The organism is Pseudomonas sp. QE6 (assembly GCF_041379005.1).
In the GTDB taxonomy this organism is placed as follows: domain Bacteria; phylum Pseudomonadota; class Gammaproteobacteria; order Pseudomonadales; family Pseudomonadaceae; genus Pseudomonas.
In genome coordinates this window covers 4,315,971-4,335,628 of sequence record NZ_CP166873.1, presented here as the reverse complement: position 1 = coordinate 4,335,628, position 19,658 = coordinate 4,315,971, and the positions used below count along the sequence as shown (strand labels likewise).

Below are 19,658 nucleotides of genomic sequence, written 5' to 3'. Positions count from 1 at the left end.
GTCTCGCGAGCAAGCTCGCTCCTACGAAGAGCGAGCGGTACAAATCCGACCTGTAGGAGCGAGCTTGCTCGCGAACCGCTTGGTGCAAAGAGTGCATCAATGGAAATCCCGACTCCGCACATCCAGCCCCTCCAGCAACTCGCTCAGATCCGTCAGCCGCCCGGCGATCACATGGCGAACGCCGTCCTTGGCTTCCAGGGTTCCGTCCACCTGCATCAGGCGGGCGCTGAGGAAGGGGCGGCGCTGGCGTTCGGCGAGGTCGCGCCAGACGATGACGTTGATCATGCCGAACTCGTCTTCCAGGGTGACGAAGGTGACGCCGCTGGCGGTGCCCGGGCGCTGCCGGCCGACCACCAGGCCGGCGACGCGCACTGGGCGGTCGGCTTCGAGCTTGAGCAGATCCCGCGAGCTGCGGCAGCGACGAGCCTTGAGCGCGCCGCGCAGCAGGGCCAGCGGGTGCGGGCCGAGGGTGGTGCCGAGGGTGGCGTAGTCGGTGAGCAGGTCTTCGCCGCGGCTGGGCAGCGGCAGGCTGACGGGGGCTTCCTCGGTGACTTGCCCGGCGAACAGCGGCAGCTGCGGCTCGACCCCGGCAATCGCCCAGCGCGCCTTGTGTCGGTGGCCGGCCAGGCCGCGCAGGGCTCCGGCGTCGGCCAGTTGTTCGCGGGAGCGACCATCGAGATGGGCGCGCAGGCAGAGGTCGGCGACGTCGGCGAAAGGGCGTTGTTCGCGCGTCTGGGCTATGGCGTCGGCGACCTCTTCACGCAGTCCGCGCACCATGCGCAGGCCCAGGCGGATCGCCGGCTGGCGCTGGGGAATCGGCTCCAGGGTGCAGTCCCAGTGGCTGTGGCGCACGTCCACCGGACGGATTTCCAGTCCGTGGCGGCGGGCGTCCTGCAAAAGCTGGTCGGGGCTGTAGAAGCCCATGGGCCAGCTGTTGATGAGGGCGCAGGTGAAGGCCGCCGGCTCGTGGCATTTCAGCCAGCAGCTGGCATAGGTAAGCAGGGCGAAGCTGGCGGCGTGGGATTCGGGGAAGCCGTAGCTGCCGAAGCCCTTGATCTGCTCGAAGATGCGCGCGATGTATTCCTGCTGATAGCCCTTGGCGGTCATGCGCTCGAACAGCCGCTGGCGGTGCGGCTCAAGACCGCCGTGGCGTTTCCAGGCGGCCATGGAGCGGCGCAGGTGGTCGGCCTCGCCGGGCGTGTATTCGGCGGCGATGATCGCCAGTTGCATCACCTGTTCCTGGAACAGCGGTACGCCGAGGGTGCGCTCGAACACCGGCTTGAGCTCCTCGGAGGGATACTCGACCGGCTCTTCATCGTTTCGCCGACGCAGGTACGGGTGGACCATATCGCCCTGGATCGGGCCGGGGCGGACGATGGCCACTTCGATCACCAGGTCATAGAAGGTCTTGGGTTTCAGGCGTGGCAGCATGGCCATCTGTGCGCGGGATTCGATCTGGAACACGCCAATGGTGTCTGCTCGGCTGATCATTTCGTAGGTCTTGGGGCACTCCTGCGGCAGCGTGGCGAGCGTCCATCGCGTGCCGCGATAGCCGGCGATCAGGTTGAAGCAGCGGCGTAGCGCGCTGAGCATGCCGAGGGCGAGCACGTCGACCTTGAGCAGGCCGACGGCGTCGAGGTCGTCCTTGTCCCACTGGATCAGGGTGCGCTCGGGCATCGCGGCATTCTCCACCGGCACCAGGGTTTCCAGCGGTTGCTGGGAGATGACGAAGCCGCCGGGGTGCTGCGACAGGTGCCGGGGGAAGCCGACCAGTTGCGACGTCAAGGCCAGCACGCGGCGCAGGACCGGGCTCTCCGGGTCGAAACCGGCTTCCACCAGGCGCTCGGGTGGCGGCGCTTCACGGCTCCAGCTGCCGCAGCAGTCGGCCAGCGCGCCGACCTGGTCTGGCGGCAGCCCCAGCGCCTTGGCCACGTCGCGCACCGCGCCGGCGCCCCGGTAAGTGCTGGCCACGGCGGTGAGCGCGGCGCGGCTGCGGCCGTAGCGACGGAACACGTACTGAATGACCTCCTCGCGGCGGTCGTGCTCGAAGTCGACGTCGATGTCCGGCGGCTCGTTGCGCTCGCGGGAGATGAAGCGTTCGAACAGCAGGTGCACATGTTCACGGGTCGGATCCAGCTCGGTGATGCCCAGGGCGAAACAGACCACCGAGTTGGCCGCCGAGCCGCGTCCCTGGCAGAGAATCTTCTGACTGCGGGCGAAGGCGACGATGTCGTAGACCGTGAGGAAGTAGCTGTCGTACTTCAGCTCGGCGATCAGTGCCAGTTCATCTTCGACGCGTTTGCGAACGGCGGGGGTAGCACCGTCTTTCCAGCGCAGAAGGATGCCTTCCTCGGTCTTCTCCCGCAGCCAGGTGGTGGGCGTATGGCCTCCGGGAACCAGCTCGCGCGGGTACTGGTAATCCAGATCATCGAGATCGAAGGTGCAGCGCTCGGCAATCTTCACCGTCTCCGCCAGCAGCTCGGCGGGGTAGATCGCCGCTAGCACTTCCCGCGGACGCAGATGCCGTTCGCCGTTGGGATAGAGATACTGCCCGGCTTCGTGCACCGGCAGGTGCTGGCGGATGGCGGTCATGCAGTCCTGCAGGGCGCGGCGGCCACGGATATGCATGTGCACGTCGCCGCAGGCCACGGCGGGAATCTCCAGGCGTGCGGCCTGTTCCTGCAGGCGTCGCAGCTTGCCGGCGTCGTCCGGGCCCTTGTGCAGTTCGACGCCCAGCCACAGGCGCTCGGGGAATAGTCCGCGCAACCAGAGGCCGTCGTTGTCCTTATCGTCTCGCGGCAGCCAGATCGCCAGCAGGTGATCGAGGTTGCCCTCGAAGTCCGCGCGCACCAGGCGGTAGCTGCCTTTTTCGGCGCGGCGCCGGGCGTGGGTGAGCAGGCGGCAGAGGTTTTCGTAGCCGCTGAGGTTCTCGGCCAGCAGCACCAGCTTCGGGCCCTGCGAGAGGCTCAGTTCGCTGCCGGTGATCAGCGGCAGCTCGTGTTCCTTCGACGCCTGCCAGGCGCGGACGATGCCGGCGAGGCTGCATTCGTCGGTGATCGCCAGGGCGCGGTAGCCCAGCTTCTTCGCCCGCGCGAACAGCTCGGCCGCGCTGGAGGCGCCGCGCTGGAAGCTGAAGTTGGACAGGCAGTGCAACTCGGCATAGCCGATATCTTCGTTCATGCGAACCAGCCGTGCAGCAGCAGGGGGCCGTCGTCGCCCACCGGGCGGAATACCCAGGCACGCTGGCCGCTGCGGGTGCGTATCTGGTAGTAGTCGCGGCGGATGTCCTCGCCGTCCCACCAGCCGGACTCGATGCGTTCGGGCCCAGTCAGCAAGGTCGGGGCGAACTCGCGCAGGGGCTGCGGTTCGGCCAGCAGCCAGCCGGGGCGCGGGACGTTGGTAACCGGCAGGCGCGGGGTGGAATGGTCCTGCCAGGCGCGCTCCGGGCGATGGTCGGCACGGCCTCCGAGACTGTGTACGGCGTCGTCGCCCAACCGTGCGCGCAGGCGTTCACGCAGTTGCTCCCAGGGCTGCGATTGCTGCGGGCGGTCGTCGAACAGCTCGCGGTGCTGCGGTACGAAGGGCGGCAGGTCGTCAGCCACCAGGCGCACGCTATGCACCGGGGCGCGCAGTTGCAGCTGCTCCAGGCGGCCACGGGTCAGCTCGAAGAGCATTGCCGCCTCGCGTTCGGCGCTGAGCAGGCCGACCGGCATCCGGGTGTCGGTGCCTTCGTGGTGCTCCAGATAGAGGATGAAACGCTGCACGCCGCTGTCGCGCCCGGCGAGGAAGGCCGCGAGGTCGCCGGTCAGGCGGCGCAGCGGGAACAGCAGCGCCTGGGTGGACTCCACGTCGAAATTCAGCTCGATGCGCGACTCGAAACAGTCCGGCGGTCGGTAGAACTCGAGGGCCAGCGGGCGCTGGCCGAGCAGGGTGTCGACCTGCCGCAGCACCTGCGGTGGGAAGCGCCGGGCCAGGCTTTCGCGGGGCAGGACGAGTAGTTGTTGCAGGCTGCGCAGGCCCATGCGGCCCAGGGATGTGGTGGCGTCGCGGTCCAGGCCGAGGCGCTCCAGGGGCATCCTGCCCAGGCACTGGCGCAACTGCTCGTTATCGTGGATCGCCAGCCCGTCGTGGCCGTTGGCGAGGATGCGCGCGGCGGCCGGGTTGGGCGCGGCGGTAATGCGGTGACGGAAGCCCAGACCGTTCAATTCTTCGCGCAGGCGCGCCTCGAAGCGCGGCCAGGGACCGAACAGTTGCAGGCTGGATTGCACCTCCAGCAGCAACGCGCGGGGGTAGTGCTGGCTGACCTGGGAACTGAAGCCGTAGGCCCAGGCGGCCAGCAGGTTCTGCCAGCGCTCCACTTCGCGCAGGTCGTATTCGGCGATGGCGAAATCGCGGCTCAGGGCCTGGGCGGCGGTGAGCGACTGGCCGGGCTTGAGGCCCAGCGCCCGCGCCGCCGGGTTCACCGCCTGCAAGACGCGGCGCTGGGTCGGACCGGCGAGCAGAGCCAGGGGGGCGCCCGGTTCGGCACGACCGCGCAGTACACCGTCCATAGCCAGCTGTGGCAGGAGAATGCAGGCCCAGAGCATGACGGCCTCAGTGCCAGGGCAACGGAATGGGACGCGCCGGCGCCAGGCCGCCCCGGCACTTGAGCACGCGCAGTTGCGCCGGATTGGCGTCCAGCGCCAGGCGCAGCGCGGCCGGGGATGGATTGAGCGCCTCGCGCTGCGAACGATAGGCGATGGCCAGGGTCTGGCCAGTTTCGGCAGCTACCTGCAGGCGGCGCAGGGCGCGGTCGTCGGCCTGCTGCGGCCAGCACAGTACGGCGCCGCAGCTGCCCGAGCGCAGGCACTGCTCGGCGGCCCAGAGAGCGTCGCGGCCGGAGGCTTGGACGATGCTCAGTTGATCGAGCACCACGCCGGCGGCCTGCCACGCGGCCGGGTAGGGCACGTGGGGTGGGGCGACGAGCACGATGCGTTCGCCCGCTGCACTGAGCCGCGCGAGGGTCGGCCAGACCAGTTGCAGTTCGCCGGTACCCTCCTGGGCCAGGAGGATTTCGCTGAGCGCCGCTTCCGGCCAGCCGCCGTTGGGCAGGGCTGCGTCCAGCACGGCGTGGCCGGTGGGCTGCTGGCTGGGTGGCAGGCCCTGGGGTTGGCCTTTCCAGACCTGACGCTGGTGGAACAGGGTGTCGAGCGCGACCACGCTGCCCATCACGGCCTCCCGGCCGCCAAGCGGCGACGGTCATGCGTCCGGCGGGTGGGCCGGGGGAGGAGGATGGGCGGGTATCGCATGGGGGGGCTCGGAAATAACTGTATAGATATACAGTTTATCCAGTGGAATGGTGCCGTCAATGGTGGTTGATCGGGGGCGTGGGGGCTTTCCGTAGGAGTGGAGGACTTTGTCCGCGATGATTTTTGTTTTTGTCTGGGTGTTTCTGCGCCGCTTTGGCATGTGTTGATAGATTTTGTTTCGCCCCCTCGGGCGACCTACTTTGCCAAACGACGCAAAGTAGGCAAAGGTCTCTGCCCCATCATCCGGCCCCGGCTTCGCCGGGGTTCCCTCGCTCCATCGAAGTTTCAGGGGCCCGCGTCGACGGGCCATCCATGGCCCAACGACGCTCTCGCGGCATCCATGCCGCTCAACCCCTGAAACTCCGATTCCACTCGGCCTCCTGAAGGGGCGTTCCGGTGCGTGCGGAGGTTTCTCTGGAAGTCTTTAAAGCCAGAGCCAGAGCGGAGCTGTGCTCCCGTAGGAGAGACGGGGGCACCTAGCCCTTGTCCGCGAAGGCTTGCCACAGCACCCACGTTGCAGGATGAACACCTGTAGGGTGAATAGCGCGCAGCGTTATCCGCCTTGATGGGTTTCGCTTCGCTCTACGCCATCCTACGAAGAGCGATCCAGCATGAAGCAGCCAAAGTTCCAGGCGCGCGCAGAGTCCCGTCAGGAGGCCGAGTGGAGGTATTGCGCAGAGGGGCGAGCGGCATGGATGCCGCGAGAGGCGTAGAGGGCCAAGGATGGCCCTTCTACGCCGACCCTCGGAGCGATACCGGAAGGAGGGCAGTCTGAGCGAAGCGAAGACCCGGATGTCGGGACGAGCCCTTTTGGTTCCTTTTGGGGCTCCAAAAGGGACTCGCCCGAGGGGGCGAAATAAAATCTCGCAGCACACGCGGAAGCGGCGCAGAACACTAAACCCAAAAGCCGCGCGGACAAAGTCCGTTCCTACAACAACAGAAACCCCTGCGGCTCCTTCGACTTCGGCGGATCGGCCACGAACTTCAGCCGCTGCGTCTTCCACCAACTCGGCAGCAACCGCCTCACCGCCGGCTGGTTGAAGCGATCGTCCAGCAGGTAGATCACCCCCGAATCCGTCGGCGTACGGATCACCCGTCCGGCGGCCTGGACGACCTTCTGCAGGCCGGGGAACAGGTAGGTGTAGTCGTAGCCGTCGCCGAACATGCCCTGCATGCGCTGCTTGATCTCCTCGTTGACCTCGTTCACCTGCGGCAGGCCCAGCGTGGCGATGAAGGCGCCGATCAGCCGGTCGCCGGGCAGGTCGATGCCTTCGCCGAAGGCGCCGCCGAGCACGGCGAAGCCGATGCCGCGCGACCCCTTGGTGAAGCGGTCGAGGAAGGCCTGGCGTTCGATCTCGTTCATGCTGCGCGACTGCATCCAGCGGGGGATGTCCGGGTGTTCGGCGGCGAAGTGCTCCAGCGCCTGTTGCAGGTAGGCGTAACTGCTGAAGAAGGCCAGGTAGTTGCCGGGGCGGGCGCGGAATTGGCGGGCCATCAGGGTGCTGATCGGTGCGAGGCTGGCCTCGCGGTGCTGGTAGCGGGTGGAGAGGTTGCTCAGCGCATGGACTTCCAGCTGCTCGGCGCGGAAGGGCGATTCCACCTCGCGCCAGTTGGTGTCTTCCGGCAGGCCGAGCAGGTCCGCGTAGTAATTGGCCGGGTTCAGCGTGGCGGAGAACAGCGTGCTGCTATGCGCGGCTTCGAAGCGTGGTTCAAGGAAGGGCGCCGGCACCACGTTGCGCAGGCACAGCGTGGACAGCGTGCGCTGGCCGCTGCCGTCATGGCGGGTGATGTCGAACAGCGAGTGCGGCCCGTAGGCCTCGGCCAGCCGGCAGAACAGCATGGCGTCGAGGTAGAAGCGCAGCAGCTCGGCCTCGTTGCCGGTGGGCTGGTCGGTGAGGTGGTCGGTGATGGCGCTGACGGCCTTCTGCAGCGCGGCGATGAACAGGTCCGGCACCGTCGGGTAGATCTGGTAGTCCACTTCCTGGTCGCGGTGCATCTGGTTCCAGTGGCGGCCGACGCGCTCCAGCACGCCCTTCAGGCCGGCCGGGGCGACCTTGCGCATCGCATTGAATTCGGTCTGGTCCAGCTCGGCGCTGTACATGCCGCGGCCGCGCTCGATGAGGTTGTGCGCCTCGTCCACCAGCAGCGTGACCTTCCACTCGTTGAGCAGGGTGAGGCCGTAGAGCAGGGCGGTCATGTCGAAGTAGTAGTTGTAGTCGCACACCACCACGTCGGCCCAGCGGCACAGTTCCTGGCTCAGGTAGTAGGGGCAGACCTGATGTTCCAGCGCCACGTCGCGCAAGGCTTCCTGGGTCAGCCAGCGCTGCTTGAGCGCGGCTTCGCGGGCGGCGGGCAGGCGGTCGTAGAAACCCTTGGCCAGGGGACAGGAGTCGCCGTGGCAGGATTTGTCCGGGTGCTCGCAGGCCTTGTCGCGAGCGACGTGTTCCAGCACCCGCAGCGGCTGGCCGGCGTCCTGCTGGCGCAGGGTTGCCAGGGCGTCGAGAGCCAGGCGCCGGCCCGGCGTCTTGGCGGTGAGGAAGAACAAGCGGTCCAGCTTCTGCCCGGGAAAGGCCTTGAGCTGCGGGAACAGGGTGCCGAGGGTCTTGCCGATACCGGTGGTGGCCTGGGCCATCAGCGTCTGGCCGTCGCGGGCGGCGCGGTAGACCGATTCGGCAAGCATGCGCTGGCCCTGGCGGAAATCGGCGTAGGGGAAGCGCAGCGCCTCCAGGCCCTGGTCGCGCTCGACGCGGTGCGCGCATTCCTGTTCGGCCCATTGCACGAAGCGGCTGCACTGCAGTTCGAAGAAGACGCGCAGGTCCTCGGCGGCGAAACGCTCGCGGAACACCGTTTCCTTCTGGGTGATGACGTTGAAGTAGACGACGGCCAGGTCGATGGCGTCGATCTCCAGCGTCTGGCACAGCAACCAGCCGTACACCTTCACCTGCGCCCAGTGCAGCAGCCGGTGGTTCTGCGGAATGCGCGCGACGTCGCCGCGATGGGTCTTGATCTCTTCCAGCAGGTTGGCGTCCGGGTCGTAGCCGTCGGCGCGGCCGCTGACTACCAGCCCCGGATACTCCCCGCGCAGCGGCAGCTCGGCGATGTAGCCCAGGCCGCGACGGGAGACCACCGTGGCGTGCCCGGCCATGCCTTCCTGGGCGGTGGGGGCGGGGGTGAAGCGCAGGTCGAGGTCACCTTCCTTGGCGGTGAATTCGCACAGCGCGCGCACGGCGATGGCGTAGCTCACGCGCTTTCCGCCACTTCGTCCGCCCAGCGCACGTAACAGACTTCCACCGGCATGCCGTGCTCGGCGCAGAAGGCCAGCCAGCGCTTCTGATTGTCCTGCAGGCGGTCGCCGGGGCCTTTCACTTCGATCATCCGGTAGCGGGCCTCATTGGGCCAGAACTGGATCAGGTCGGGCATGCCGGCGCGGTTGGCTTTCGGGTCGGCCAGCAGGCGTTCGAACCACAACTTCAGGTGCGCGGCCGGCAGGCAGTGCAGGGCCTTGTCCAGCAGGTTCTCGTCGAGCAATTCCCAGTGCACGAAGGGCGAAAGGATGCCGAATTTGGCGGCGTAGGTGTCGCGGATCGCCGTCAGATAGGTGTCGCTGTCCAGCAGCGCCAGGCGAGCGGCGAAGGCTTCGGCACGACGGCTGACGAAGTCGCCGCGGTACAGGTCGCTCGGCCCGGCCTGGAAGGGGTGGAAGAAGGCGCCCGGCAGCGGGGCAAAGATCACGTCCCAGCAAAGCAGGCCGAACAGGCTGCAGATCAGCGCGTTCTCAACGTAGTGCACCGGTGCTTCGTCCTCATGGAGTACGGCCTGCACGGCGAACTCGACGTCGACGTCCGGGCGCGGCAGCTCCAGGTCGATGCGCAGCGGCGGCGTCGGTTTGGCGGTCTTTTCTTTCGGCAGGCCGAGCTGGCGGACCAGCCGGGTCAGCGCGCGTTCCACCAGTTGCAGCTCGCCGTCGCTTTCCGGCGCGGCCAGCGCGGCCTGCACCAGGGCGTGGGCTTCCTCGAAGCGCTGCAGGCGTTCCAGCACGCGGATCTGCCGCTGCCGCGAACCTCCGGCGGTGGTGCGCCGGTACAGCGCCAATGCGGCGTCCAGTTCGCCGTCGCGCTCCAGCTGGTAGGCCATGCGGTACAGCAGGCGACCGTGGCGTGCCTGCAGGTAAGGGTTGTCGCTGCGGAAGTCGCCCAGCTCGGCCAGCAGCTCGACGATGGATTCGCCGGCGTCGAAGCGAACCGCGCCGTTCCACAGGTGGATGTAGGCCTCCAGGTCGTCGCGGCGGCGGAAGGCGCGGGAATCGGCGGTGAAAGGGACGGTTTCGTAGCGGAAGATGCCCAGGTCGGCGAGGACGAATTCGGACCAGTCCTGCTGCAGGTTGCCGAAGAACAGCAGGCGCAGGCGGTCGCACAAGGGCGTCAGCATCAGGGTGTAGAGACGGTCGAGGCCGGGGTACCAGTTCCCGAACGGCTGAACCTGCTCGTGGTAGGCGTGCAGGTGCTCGTACAGCTCGGCCTTCTTCAGCGGGCCGCGTGGCAGGTCATCGCGGAAGCGGGCGAGCAGTTCGTCCTTGAGCAGCAGCGGCAGCAACTCTTCCAGCGCCAGCGGCCAGGCGTCGTCCAGCCACCCGAGTTCCAGCAGCGGCGCGGCGGCCGCGGGAATGTCGCCGATCTCGGCGTAGCTCAGCTTGCCGGCGCGGAAGTGCGGCCCCTTGCGCATGACCAGCCGCACCAGCAGCGCCCGTGAAGGCAGCGGCAGCGCGCGGAAATCGGCGATGAACCGGGTTTCCTCGGCCTCGAGCAGGTCGGCGTAGCGTTCGTCGATCCAGTCGAGGGCGCGATGGAAGTTGGTCAGGTAATAGAGGCTGGGGTCGAGCGGCGCAGGCATTGGCGGGCACTGGTTTTACATACAGTGCCAAGGATGGCAAGAGGGGGACTCGGCCGCAAGGGTTGTGGCGGCCTTTTGTCGGGAGATGCCTTGCGCTGGGTTTCAGGATGGCTGTAGGGCCGTGCCCGGACGGCGGATCAATCGAGGCGGAACACCAGCGCCTTCAGGCCGCTATCTTCCTCGATATCGGCGAATTCCGGTGGGTTCTCCAGGCGCTCGACGAAGCGTAGCTGCGGCGCCTCGGCGGCCATGCCCTGGAGGACGAAGTCGACGCCCACCGCCGGGTCATTCACGCAGGCCAGCACGGTGCCGGCGCCGTCCAGCAGCTCCGGCAGGCGGCGCAGGACGCGGGCGTAGTCCTTGTCGAGGACGAAGCTGCCTTTCTGGAAGCTCGGCGGGTCGATGATGATCAGGTCGTAGGGGCCGGACTTCTTCACCTTGCCCCAGGACTTGAACAGGTCGTGGTCGAGGAAACTCACCTTCGACAGGTCGTGGCCGTTCAGGCGGTGGTTGTCGCGGCCACGGCTCAAGGCGGCGCGGGCCATGTCGAGGTTGACCACCTTCTGCGCGCCGCCGGCAATCGCCGCCACGGAGAAGCCGCAGGTGTAGGCGAACAGGTTGAGCACGCGCAGGCCTTCGGCGTTGGCCTGCACCCACTGGCGGCCGTAGCGCATGTCGAGGAACAGGCCGTTGTTCTGCTTGCGGCCCAGGTCCAGCTGGTAGCGCAGGCCGTGTTCGCTGATCTGCCAACCGTCGAAGGCTTCGCCGCAGAGCACTTCCATGGTGCTTTCCAGGGTGTAGCGGTGTTGCAGCATCAGGCTGCGGGCGCCGGTGGCGCGCCAGGTATCGCCTTGCGCCAGTTCCAGCAGCATCGCCCGCAGCGCGGCCAGTTCGTCCTCGGCCGGTTCGCGGAACAGCGACACCAGCAGCACCCCTTCCAGCCAGTCGGCGGTCACCTGCTCCAGGCCCGGCCAGCGCCGGCCGCGGCCGTGGAACAGGCGGCGGGTCTCCACGGGGGCGGGGTTCAGGGCGGCGAGCAGTTGCTCGCGCAGGGTGGCGATGGCTTCGGTGTTCATTGTCTGGGTCTTTCCAATCGGGGCGGCGATTCTACGCGCTCAGGCGCCATGGCGCTGCACCCGCAGTTTTTCCTCCGGACGCGGGGCGACGAAGAAACGATTGAGCGCCTCGTAGCCGGCCGGGTCCAGCGGTGCGGCCAGCGGTGCCAGGGCGTGGCGGGCGAGCAGGCGGTTGCGGCAGGTGTCCGGGTCTATGTCGAGGAAATGCAGACAATGCCCGGCGCCGGCCTGCTGCGCCAGGTCGATCAGCCAGCGGCGGTCGGCCAGGGTGTTGGCGGGGATGTCCAGCACCACGCTGGTGCCGGCTCGCAGCAGGCCGACCACGTGCGGGCCCATCACCTTGCGCACGCGGCGGGCATAGAGCTGGTAGTCGTCCGGGTTGCTGATGCCCCAGGGGAAGAGTTCGGCCAGCCATTGTTCCTCGGCCAGCATCACGGTGCCCGGCGCCTCGGCCAGTTGCCGCGCCAGGCAGGATTTGCCCGACGCCGCCTTGCCACACAGCAGGTGCAATGTGCCCGTACTCATGTCGTCGCCTCCAGCAGGTCGGTGCCGTAGGAGTTGTCCACGGCGCAACGCCAGGCGCCGTCGGCTTCGCGGCGGAAGACGTAGGTGGCGCGGCGGGTCAGCTTGCCGTGGCTGGTGTCCAGCAGGGTTTGCGCGACCACCAGCGCGGTGTCGCCGGTTTCGAGGATTTCCAGGCGGCCCTGGCGCACCCGCAGCTTGTGCCCGAAGTGTTCGGCGATGGCGATGAAGGCGCGGCGGATCTGCTCCTTGCCGCGCGCCAGCAGGCCGGGCTTGACCACCAGCAGTGCGTCGTCGGTGTAGAACGCCAGCAGCGCGTCGAAATCCTCGCGGCCGATGGCTTCATCGGCGGCCTGGATGAGCACTTGCACGGGATGCGGTGCAGGGTGGTTTGCCGGGTCCATCAGTGTCTCCTTGATCGGGAGCCTCGGACGGCGGGCATTAAAAAACCCGCCGGGAGGCGGGTTTGGTTGTTCGCGGAATGCGCTAACCCACCATCGGAGCGATGGTGGTAATAATCTGCTGGAAGGTGCGATTGGCGGCATTCATGGGGCCAGAAGCTAGCAGAAGTTTCGTCCGTCGCGCCAGCACTCTTTTTTTGCTGGTGCCATGGCATGATCGCGGCGCGCCGTGGTCCAACGGCCAAGTCTTTCTCCTCGCTGTAGCGGAGCACCCCCCATGCCATCCCCCCATCCAACCCGCATCCTGCGCGCGCTGGCGCTGCTCGCCGGGTTGGCCGTGTCCGTCGATACCCCTGCCGTCACCTGTCCCCAGGGGCAGCGGCAGGTCTGCCTGGATACCTGCGTCTGCCTGCCGGACCTGGGCGCCGTGCTCGGCCCGGTGATCGCCGACACCCGCAAGATGGCCGGCCAGGCGCTGGGCGTCTGGCTGCAGCAGTCCCGCGACCAGGCGGAGCAGGGCGGCACCCAGCCGATCCCGCTGGAAATCCGCGCGCAGCTGCAGGCCTATTTCCCTGACGAGGTGCTGATGGCGGCGCGCTATTCCACCGGCGCGCTGGATGAGCTGAACGCCGCCCAGACCATGATGCAGAACCCCGACACCGAGGCCGTCACCTTGGTGGACGTGATCGTCTTCCGCCGCGAGGAAGACGCGCAGAAGGACGTCGCCCTCTGGGCCCACGAACTGTGGCACGTGAAGCAGTTCCAGGAATGGGGCGTGCAGGGCTTCGCCAACCGCTACAGCGAGGACTACGACGCCGTCGAGGCGCCGGCCTACGCGATGCAGCGCAAGGTAGCCAAGGACCTGCGCGACAGCCAGCAGACGGCCGCCGCGCAGCACTAGCGGCTCGCGGACTCCCCGGCGGCGGCTTCCGGCACCGGCGTACCGCCGCCAAGCGCCTTGCACAGGGCGATCAGGGTCAGGCGCAGCTGGGTATCGCTGTCCACCAGGTCGCGGCGCGATTGCAGGTAGGCGCGCTGGGCGTCAAGCTCCACCAGGAAGTCGGTCATCCCGCCGGCGTAGCGCACCTTGGCCATGCCGTAGGCGATGTCGGCGCTGCGCTGCTTGTCCTGCAACTGGCGGTTGCGCTGGCGTTCGGCGCCGTACTGGCTGAGGCTGTCGTCGACTTCCTGCCAGGCCTTGAGCACGGTCTGCTGATAGGCCACGGCGGCTTCCTGCTGTTCCAGCTTGCGCAGGTTGATGCTGGAGCGTCGCCGGCCATTGTCGAAGATCGGCACGGAGAGACTCGGGCCGACGCTCCAGGTGCGGCTGCCCCAGTCGCTGATATGGCCGTCCTCGGTGGATTCGAAGCCGAAGCGCGCACCCAGGCGGATGGCGGGGTAGAGATCGGCCACGGCCACGCCAATATTGGCCGTGGCGGCATGCAGCTGGGCTTCGGCGGCGCGGATGTCCGGGCGGCGCCGGGCCAGCTCCGAGGGCAGGCCGAGGCTGAGGTCCGGTGTCTGCGGCTCGGCCTGCGCCACCGGCTTGAGCTCGTCGCGCAGGCTGCCGGGTTCGGCGCCGATCAGCACGCCGATCTGGTTGACCGCCGCGCTTTCGCTGGCCAGCAGTTGCGGCAGGCGCGAGCGCAGATCGGCCAGTTGGCCGCGCTGGCGTTCGACGTCGAAGTCGTCCACCAGGCCGCCATCGGCGCGCACCTGGATCAGTTGCAGGGTTTCCTCGGTGGCGGCCAGGTCCTGGCGCGTCACCGCGATCTGCTGCTGCACGCCGCGCAGCTCGAAGTAGGCGCGGGACAGTTCCGCGGCGACGCCCAGGCGCACTTCGTCGAGCATCGCCGCCTGCGCTGCCACGCTGGCGTCGGCGGACTCGATGGAGCGGCGGATGCGGCCCCACAGGTCCGGCTCCCAGGAGGCGTCGAAGCCGGCCTGGTAGAGGGTGAAGGGCTCGGCGAGGACCTTGCTGATCTGCTCGCTGTTCGCGCCGGGGGCGATGCGCTGGATCATCAGCGCGTTGGCGCCGTTCTCGCTCATGCGCTGGCGATTGACCGCCGCCGAGGCATTGACGTCCACACCGCGCTGGGACGCCACCATCTGCCGCTGCATGCGGCTCTGGGCGAAGCGCAGCACGGCGGTGTTGAGGTCCGGGCTGGCCTTGTCGGCGCGGCGCTGCAGGTTGTTCAGTACCGGGTCGTTGAACAGCGTCCACCAGTCCTCGGCGAGTTGGGTGGTGCCGGCTGCGGGCAGCGCCGCTTCGCCGGAGTGGGCCGCCTGCCAGCTGGCCGGGCTACGGGTCTGCGGCGCTTCATAGTCGGGGCCGACGGCGCAGCCTCCGAGCAGCATCAGGCAGCAGGCGAGCGGAGTGAGGGAGTGATTCATGGGCTTTCTCTCACGTCAGGCGGTGGCGGAACAGCCACGAGGCGAGCGGCAGGGTAACGGCGGCCACCACCAGCATGGGGATGAGGTTGAACGACACGCTGGCGAGGCTGGCGCCTTCCAGGTAGATGCGCTGGATCAGGTCGATGCCGAAGCGCAGCGGGTTGGCGTAGGTGACCACCTGCAGGAATTCCGGCATGTTGCGCACCGGCGTGGCGAGGCCGGAGAGCAGCGTCAGCGGCATGATCAGCACGAAGGTGTAGAGCATCGCCTGCTGCATGTTCAGCGAGATGGCGGAAATCGACATGCCCAGCCCGACGCAGGCGATGGTGAACACCGCCAGCCCGCCGTACAGGTCCAGCAGCGAGCCGGCCATGGGGATGCGGAACCAGAACAGCGCCATCAGCAGCACCAGGCTGGCCTGCGCCAGCCCGATCAGGGTCGGCGGTATGGCCTTGCCGAGCATGATTTCCAGCGGCGTGTAGGGTGTCACCAGGAGCTGGTCGAAGGTGCCCTGTTCGCGCTCGCGGGCCACCGAGAGGGCGGTGAGCATCAGTGTCTGCATCATGCTCAGGGTGGCGATCAGCGCCGGGATCAGCGGCCAGCGGGTTTCCAGGTTGGGGTTGTACCAGGCGCGGCTGACCACGCTCAGCGGCGGTGCCGCCAGGCCCCGGCTGCGGTTGAAGTCGACCACGATGCTGGCCAGCCCCGCGGCGGCGGAACCGGCGGTGTTGGAGTTGCGCCCGTCGAGGATGACCTGGATCGGTGCCGGGTCGCCCAGGGCCAGGCGGGTCTGGAAGTCGGAAGGGATGTGCACCACCAGCAGCGCCTTCTGCTCGTCGATCACCGTCTGGATTTCCTCCACCCGCGTGAGGGTCGCCACCCGGTGGAAGATGCCGCTGCCGTCCAGGCGCGAGGCGAGCTCGCGGGACGCCTCACCCTTGCTGAGGTCTAGCAGGGCGTAGGGGGCGTCGTTGAGGTCGAAGGTCACTGCGTAGCCGAACAGCACGCTCTGCAGCAGCACCGGCACCACCAGCACGATGCGGTTGGCCGGGTCCTTGAGGATCACCAGCAGTTCCTTGCGCCAGAGGTTGAGGATGCGCCAGAAGAATTCCATCGTGCTCTAGTCCAGTCGCTTGCGCGTCACCAGCCGCGCCAGGCCCAGCAGGACCACGGCGTAGGCGGCGAGGATCGCGCAGTCCTTGAGGATCATCGGCCAGAAGTTGCCGGCCAGGAACAGGGATTTCACCAGTTCCATGAAGTAGGTCGCCGGCAGCAGGTCGCCCACCACGCGGATGGCGGTCGGCACGTTGCGCAGGTCGAAGATGAAACCCGAGAGCATCATGGCCGGCAGGAAGCTGGCGAGCAGGGCGATCTGGCTGGCGAGGAACTGGTTCTTGGTCATCGCCGAGATCAGCAGGCCGATGCCCAGGGCCACCAGCATGTAGAGCATGGAGGCGACCACCAGCACCACGAAGGAACCGTACAGCGGCACGTCGAACAGGAAACGCGCGGCGATCAGGCACAGCGCCAGGCCGATCATGCCGATGCCGAAGCAGGGGATGATCTTCGCCAGGAGGATTTCCACCGGTCGCACCGGGGTGACGAACAGCGCTTCCAGGGTGCCGCGCTCCCATTCGCGGGCCATCACCAGGGCGGTGAGGAAAGCGCCCACCAGGGTCATGATCAGCACGATCAGCCCCGGCACCAGGTACCAGGTGCTGGTGTTGGCGGCGTTGAACCACATGCGCTGGACGATGGTAACGGCGCCGCCCCGGGGTTGTCCGTCGGCGCTGCGGTCGGCCTGCTTCTCGCCCCAGCCGGCCAGGGCGCTGCCGACGTAGGTGGCGACGCTGGCGGCGCGGGTGGCGTCCGAGCCCTGCACCAGCACCTGGATCTGCGCGTTGCCTTCATTCAGGCGGCGGGTGAAGTCGGAGGGCACCTGCACCAGGGCGTCCACCTCGCGGGACTTCATCAGCGCCTCGCCCTCGGCGAGGGAGCGCACATGATGTGGCACCAGGTAGTCGGTGCGGCTGATGCTGGCGGCGACGTCGCGGGCGATTGGCGAGGGATCGTCGAGGACGATGGCGATGATGGCGCGCTTCACGTCCAGCGACAGGCCGTAGCCGAAGATCAGGATCAGCGCGATGGGCAGGCCGATGCCGATCAGCAGGTTGCTGCGGTCGCGCACCAGCTGCCGCACTTCCTTGCGGGTCAGCGAGGCGAGGCGCCGCCAGAAGCCGCCGGCGCTCATGCCGTGCCCGCCTTGGCGTGCTGACGGTTGGTTTCCACGATCTCGATGAACGCCTGCTCCATGTTCAGCGTGCTGCCCTGGCCGCCGGCCTGCTCGCGGACTTCCTGCGGGGTGCCCATGGCCAGCAGCTTGCCGGCGTCCTGGATGACGATGCGGTCGCAGTACTCGGCCTCTTCCATGAAGTGGGTGGTGATGATTATGGTGGTGCCGGAGGCCGCCAGCGCCGTGATGCGTTGCCAGAAGCCGCGGCGGGCGAGGGGATCGGCGCCGCTGGTGGGTTCGTCGAGGAAGAGGATTTCCGGTTCGTGGAGCAGACCCACGGCCATCGCCAGGCGTTGTTTGAAGCCGCCGGGCAACTGGCCGCTGGGGGCGTCTTCCTGGCCGCTGAGGTCGAACTGCCGGGACACCGCGTCCATCCGCTGGCTCAGGCGCTTGCCGATCAGGCCATAGGCGCCGCCGAAGAAGCGCAGGTTCTCCGCCACCGAGAGGTTGCCGTAGAGGGAGAACTTCTGCGACACGTAGCCGACCTTGCGCCGCGCCTGGGCCCGCGCGTGGCGCAGGTTGACCCCGGCCACCTGCAGGGTGCCGCTGGTGGCCGGCAGCAGCCCGCAGAGCATGCGGAAGGTGGTGGTCTTGCCGGCGCCGTTGGGGCCGAGCAGGCCGAAGATTTCGCCGCGGCGTACGCTGAAGCTGGTGCTGGCCACGGCGGTGAAGTCGCCGAACTTGCGCACCAGGTCCTTCACTTCGATCACCGCGTCCTCGCCATCCTCATGGCGCTGGGTGCCGCTCTTGAGCGATTCCATGTCCACCGCCTCGGCGTCGCTGCGGGCGCGCAGGAGGAACATGAAGCCGTCTTCCAGCCGTGCCTCCACCGGGCGGGCCGGTGCGCCGTCGAGCAACTGGTCGAGCCTCGACTGCTCGGCGTCGGGCTGGCGGATGAAGCGCACTTCGCCCGACTGCGGCACGGCGTCGACGATGTTCCGGTGGTCCTCCAGCAGCCGCGCCTGCAGGGTGCGCGCGGGCTGCTCCGGCGGCGGCGTGGCGATGAAGCAGAGGTTGTCGGCGTGCTGGCGGATCGACGCCGGGTCGCCCTTGGCCATCAGTTGGCCCTGGTGCAGCAGGAAGACTTCGGCGCAGCGCTCGGCTTCGTCCATGTAGGAGGTGGAGACCAGCACGCTGAGCTGTTCCTGCTCGATCAACTGCTGGATGATTTCCCAGAGCTCGCGGCGCGACAGCGGATCGACGCCCACGGTCGGTTCGTCGAGCAGCAGCAGGTCCGGCGAGCGCACCAGGGTGCAGGCCAGGCCCAGCTTCTGCTTCATGCCGCCGGAGAGCTTGCCCGCCGGGCGCTCGGTGAAGCGCGCCAGGTCGGTCATTTCCAGCAGGCGCTGGTAGCGCTCCTCGCGCTGCCCGTGGGGTACGCCATGGAGGTCGGCGTAGAGGTCGAGGTTCTCCTGCACGCTGAGGTCTTCGTAGAGACCGAAGCGCTGCGGCATGTAGCTGATGCGGTCCTGTACCTGCTGCGGGTGGGCGTGGACGTCCAGGTCCAGCACCGTCAGGCTGCCGGCATCGGCCTGCAGGAGCCCGGCGACCAGGCGCAGGAAGGTGGTCTTGCCGGCGCCGTCCGGGCCGACCAGCGCGGTAAGCTTGCCGCGCGGGATGTCCAGGCTGATGTCCTTGAGCGCCTGCACCGTCTTGCCCGACTCCTTGATCAGGAACTGCTTGGCCAGGCCCTCGGCGCGGATGACCGGGCCTTCGCCGCGAGCTTGCGGACTCGTGGCCATCAGCGCGGCTCGTCGGCGAGACGTACCGTGGCCGGCATGCCCAGGCGCAGGCGGTTGTCGGGGTCGGCCACCAGCACCCGGACTTCGTAGACCAGGCTGGTGCGCAGTTCTTCGGTCTGCACCGATTTCGGGGTGAATTCGGCGACCGAGGAGATAAAGCCGACGTGACCGTCGATGGCCTGGTCCGGGTGGCTATCGGTGAAGACCTGGGCCTTCATGCCTGGCTTGATCCGCCCCAGGTTGATTTCGCTGACATAGGCGCGAATCCATTTCGGGTCGGTCAGCGCCAGGGAGTACACCGGGCGCTGCGGCGAGGCCATGTCTCCGGGTTCCAGCAGGCGCGAGCGCACGGTGGCGTTCTGTGGCGCCTTGAGGTCGGCTTCGTCGAGGTTGTGCTGGAGCAGGGCGAGGTCGGCGCGGGCGGCGGCGAGCTGCGCCTCAGCCTGGGCGATGTCTTCCGCGCGCGGGCCGATCCGGGCCAGGCGCAGGGATTTCTGCCGATCTTCCAGCTGGGCCTGGGCGACCCTCTGCTGGGAGGTGGCGCTATCGATGTCCTGCTGGCTCACGGCGCGGCCGCCGGGGCTGTTGGCGCGGATGTTCTGCAGGCGGCGCAGCTGGGTGTTGGCGAGGTCGAGCTGGGCGCGGGCGGCCTGGTCCTGGGCGCGGGCGCGGTCGATGTCCTCGGGGCGCGTGCCGTTCTTCAGGCGCAACAGGCTTTGTTCCTGGGCGGCGATCTGCGCCCGGGCCTTGTCGATCTGCAGGCGCAGGGCGCGGGTGTCGAGGCTGGCCAGCACGTCGCCGGCCTTCACCTGGTCGCCTTCATCGACGTTCATCCGGGCGATGCGCTCGCTGCCGATGAAGGCCAGCGAAACCTGGCGGATATCGACGTTGCCGTAGAGCACCAGTCCCTTATCTCCGCTTTCGCGGGATTGCAGGTACCACCATGACCCGCCCCCCAGCAACAGCACCAGAACGACGACCAGCAACAGCTTCTTCGGCATGAAGACCTTCCCTGTTTCGTGACAGCCCGGTGAAGGATAGCCAGTTATTCG

Annotated in this window: 14 protein-coding genes; 1 reads left to right on the top strand and 13 read right to left on the bottom strand. The window is 67.9% G+C overall.

Features of this window, described 5'->3' with window-relative positions; translation table 11 throughout:
• Positions 1-96: 96 nt before the first annotated feature.
• The 8 genes from ACAW63_RS19865 to ACAW63_RS19830 form a co-directional block, all read right to left on the bottom strand.
• Positions 97-3,180, bottom strand: a complete 3,084-nt coding sequence (locus tag ACAW63_RS19865; RefSeq protein ID WP_371228003.1) for an error-prone DNA polymerase — start codon at positions 3,178-3,180, stop codon at positions 97-99.
• Positions 3,177-4,586 carry a DNA polymerase Y family protein gene (locus ACAW63_RS19860; RefSeq protein WP_371228001.1) on the bottom strand — a complete coding sequence of 470 codons (1,410 nt, stop codon included), beginning with the start codon at positions 4,584-4,586 and terminating at the stop codon, positions 3,177-3,179. The genes ACAW63_RS19865 and ACAW63_RS19860 overlap by 4 nt, the downstream gene beginning before the upstream one ends.
• A gap of 7 nt (positions 4,587-4,593) precedes the next feature.
• Entirely contained in the window at positions 4,594-5,208 is a 615-nt protein-coding gene (gene imuA, locus ACAW63_RS19855; protein WP_371227999.1) for a translesion DNA synthesis-associated protein ImuA, read from the bottom strand.
• Positions 5,209-6,216: 1,008 nt separating this feature from the next.
• Positions 6,217-8,532 (bottom strand): ATP-dependent DNA helicase, encoded by a 2,316-nt coding sequence (locus tag ACAW63_RS19850; RefSeq protein ID WP_371227997.1) that lies wholly within the window; start codon positions 8,530-8,532, stop codon positions 6,217-6,219.
• Entirely contained in the window at positions 8,529-10,178 is a 1,650-nt protein-coding gene (locus ACAW63_RS19845) for a VRR-NUC domain-containing protein (protein ID WP_371227995.1), read from the bottom strand. The genes ACAW63_RS19850 and ACAW63_RS19845 overlap by 4 nt, the downstream gene beginning before the upstream one ends.
• Positions 10,179-10,315: 137 nt before the next feature.
• Positions 10,316-11,254 (bottom strand): class I SAM-dependent methyltransferase, encoded by a 939-nt coding sequence (locus tag ACAW63_RS19840; RefSeq protein ID WP_371227993.1) that lies wholly within the window; start codon positions 11,252-11,254, stop codon positions 10,316-10,318.
• Positions 11,255-11,293: 39 nt separating this feature from the next.
• Complete coding sequence (locus ACAW63_RS19835; RefSeq protein ID WP_275611659.1) at positions 11,294-11,779, bottom strand: ATP-binding protein; 486 nt, start codon at positions 11,777-11,779, stop codon at positions 11,294-11,296.
• Entirely contained in the window at positions 11,776-12,180 is a 405-nt protein-coding gene (locus ACAW63_RS19830; RefSeq protein WP_371227991.1) for an SgcJ/EcaC family oxidoreductase, read from the bottom strand. The genes ACAW63_RS19835 and ACAW63_RS19830 overlap by 4 nt, the downstream gene beginning before the upstream one ends.
• 274 nt (positions 12,181-12,454) lie before the next feature.
• Between ACAW63_RS19830 and ACAW63_RS19825 the strand changes: the two genes are divergently transcribed.
• The gene (locus ACAW63_RS19825; protein ID WP_371227989.1) at positions 12,455-13,078 is read left to right on the top strand and encodes a DUF4157 domain-containing protein; all 624 of its coding nucleotides are present in this window, start codon (positions 12,455-12,457) and stop codon (positions 13,076-13,078) included.
• On the opposite strand, the gene ACAW63_RS19820 is transcribed toward ACAW63_RS19825, so the two are convergent.
• The 5 genes from ACAW63_RS19820 to ACAW63_RS19800 are packed head-to-tail and all read right to left on the bottom strand — an operon-like array spanning position 13,075 to position 19,607.
• On the bottom strand, positions 13,075-14,571 hold the full coding sequence (locus ACAW63_RS19820; protein WP_371227987.1) for an efflux transporter outer membrane subunit: 1,497 nt from the start codon (positions 14,569-14,571) through the stop codon (positions 13,075-13,077). The two genes, ACAW63_RS19825 and ACAW63_RS19820, sit on opposite strands and share 4 nt — an antisense overlap.
• Before the next feature lie 10 nt (positions 14,572-14,581).
• Positions 14,582-15,685, bottom strand: coding sequence for an ABC transporter permease (locus ACAW63_RS19815; protein ID WP_371227985.1), 1,104 nt, complete (start codon positions 15,683-15,685; stop codon positions 14,582-14,584).
• Between the two features lie 6 nt (positions 15,686-15,691).
• Complete coding sequence (locus tag ACAW63_RS19810; protein WP_371227983.1) at positions 15,692-16,822, bottom strand: ABC transporter permease; 1,131 nt, start codon at positions 16,820-16,822, stop codon at positions 15,692-15,694.
• A complete protein-coding gene (locus tag ACAW63_RS19805; RefSeq protein ID WP_371227981.1) occupies positions 16,819-18,606 on the bottom strand; it encodes an ATP-binding cassette domain-containing protein in 1,788 nt (595 codons plus the stop codon). Before ACAW63_RS19805 ends, ACAW63_RS19810 begins: the two co-directional genes overlap by 4 nt.
• Positions 18,606-19,607, bottom strand: coding sequence for an HlyD family efflux transporter periplasmic adaptor subunit (locus ACAW63_RS19800; protein ID WP_371227979.1), 1,002 nt, complete (start codon positions 19,605-19,607; stop codon positions 18,606-18,608). The genes ACAW63_RS19805 and ACAW63_RS19800 overlap by 1 nt, the downstream gene beginning before the upstream one ends.
• Between the last annotated feature and the right edge of the window lie 51 nt (positions 19,608-19,658).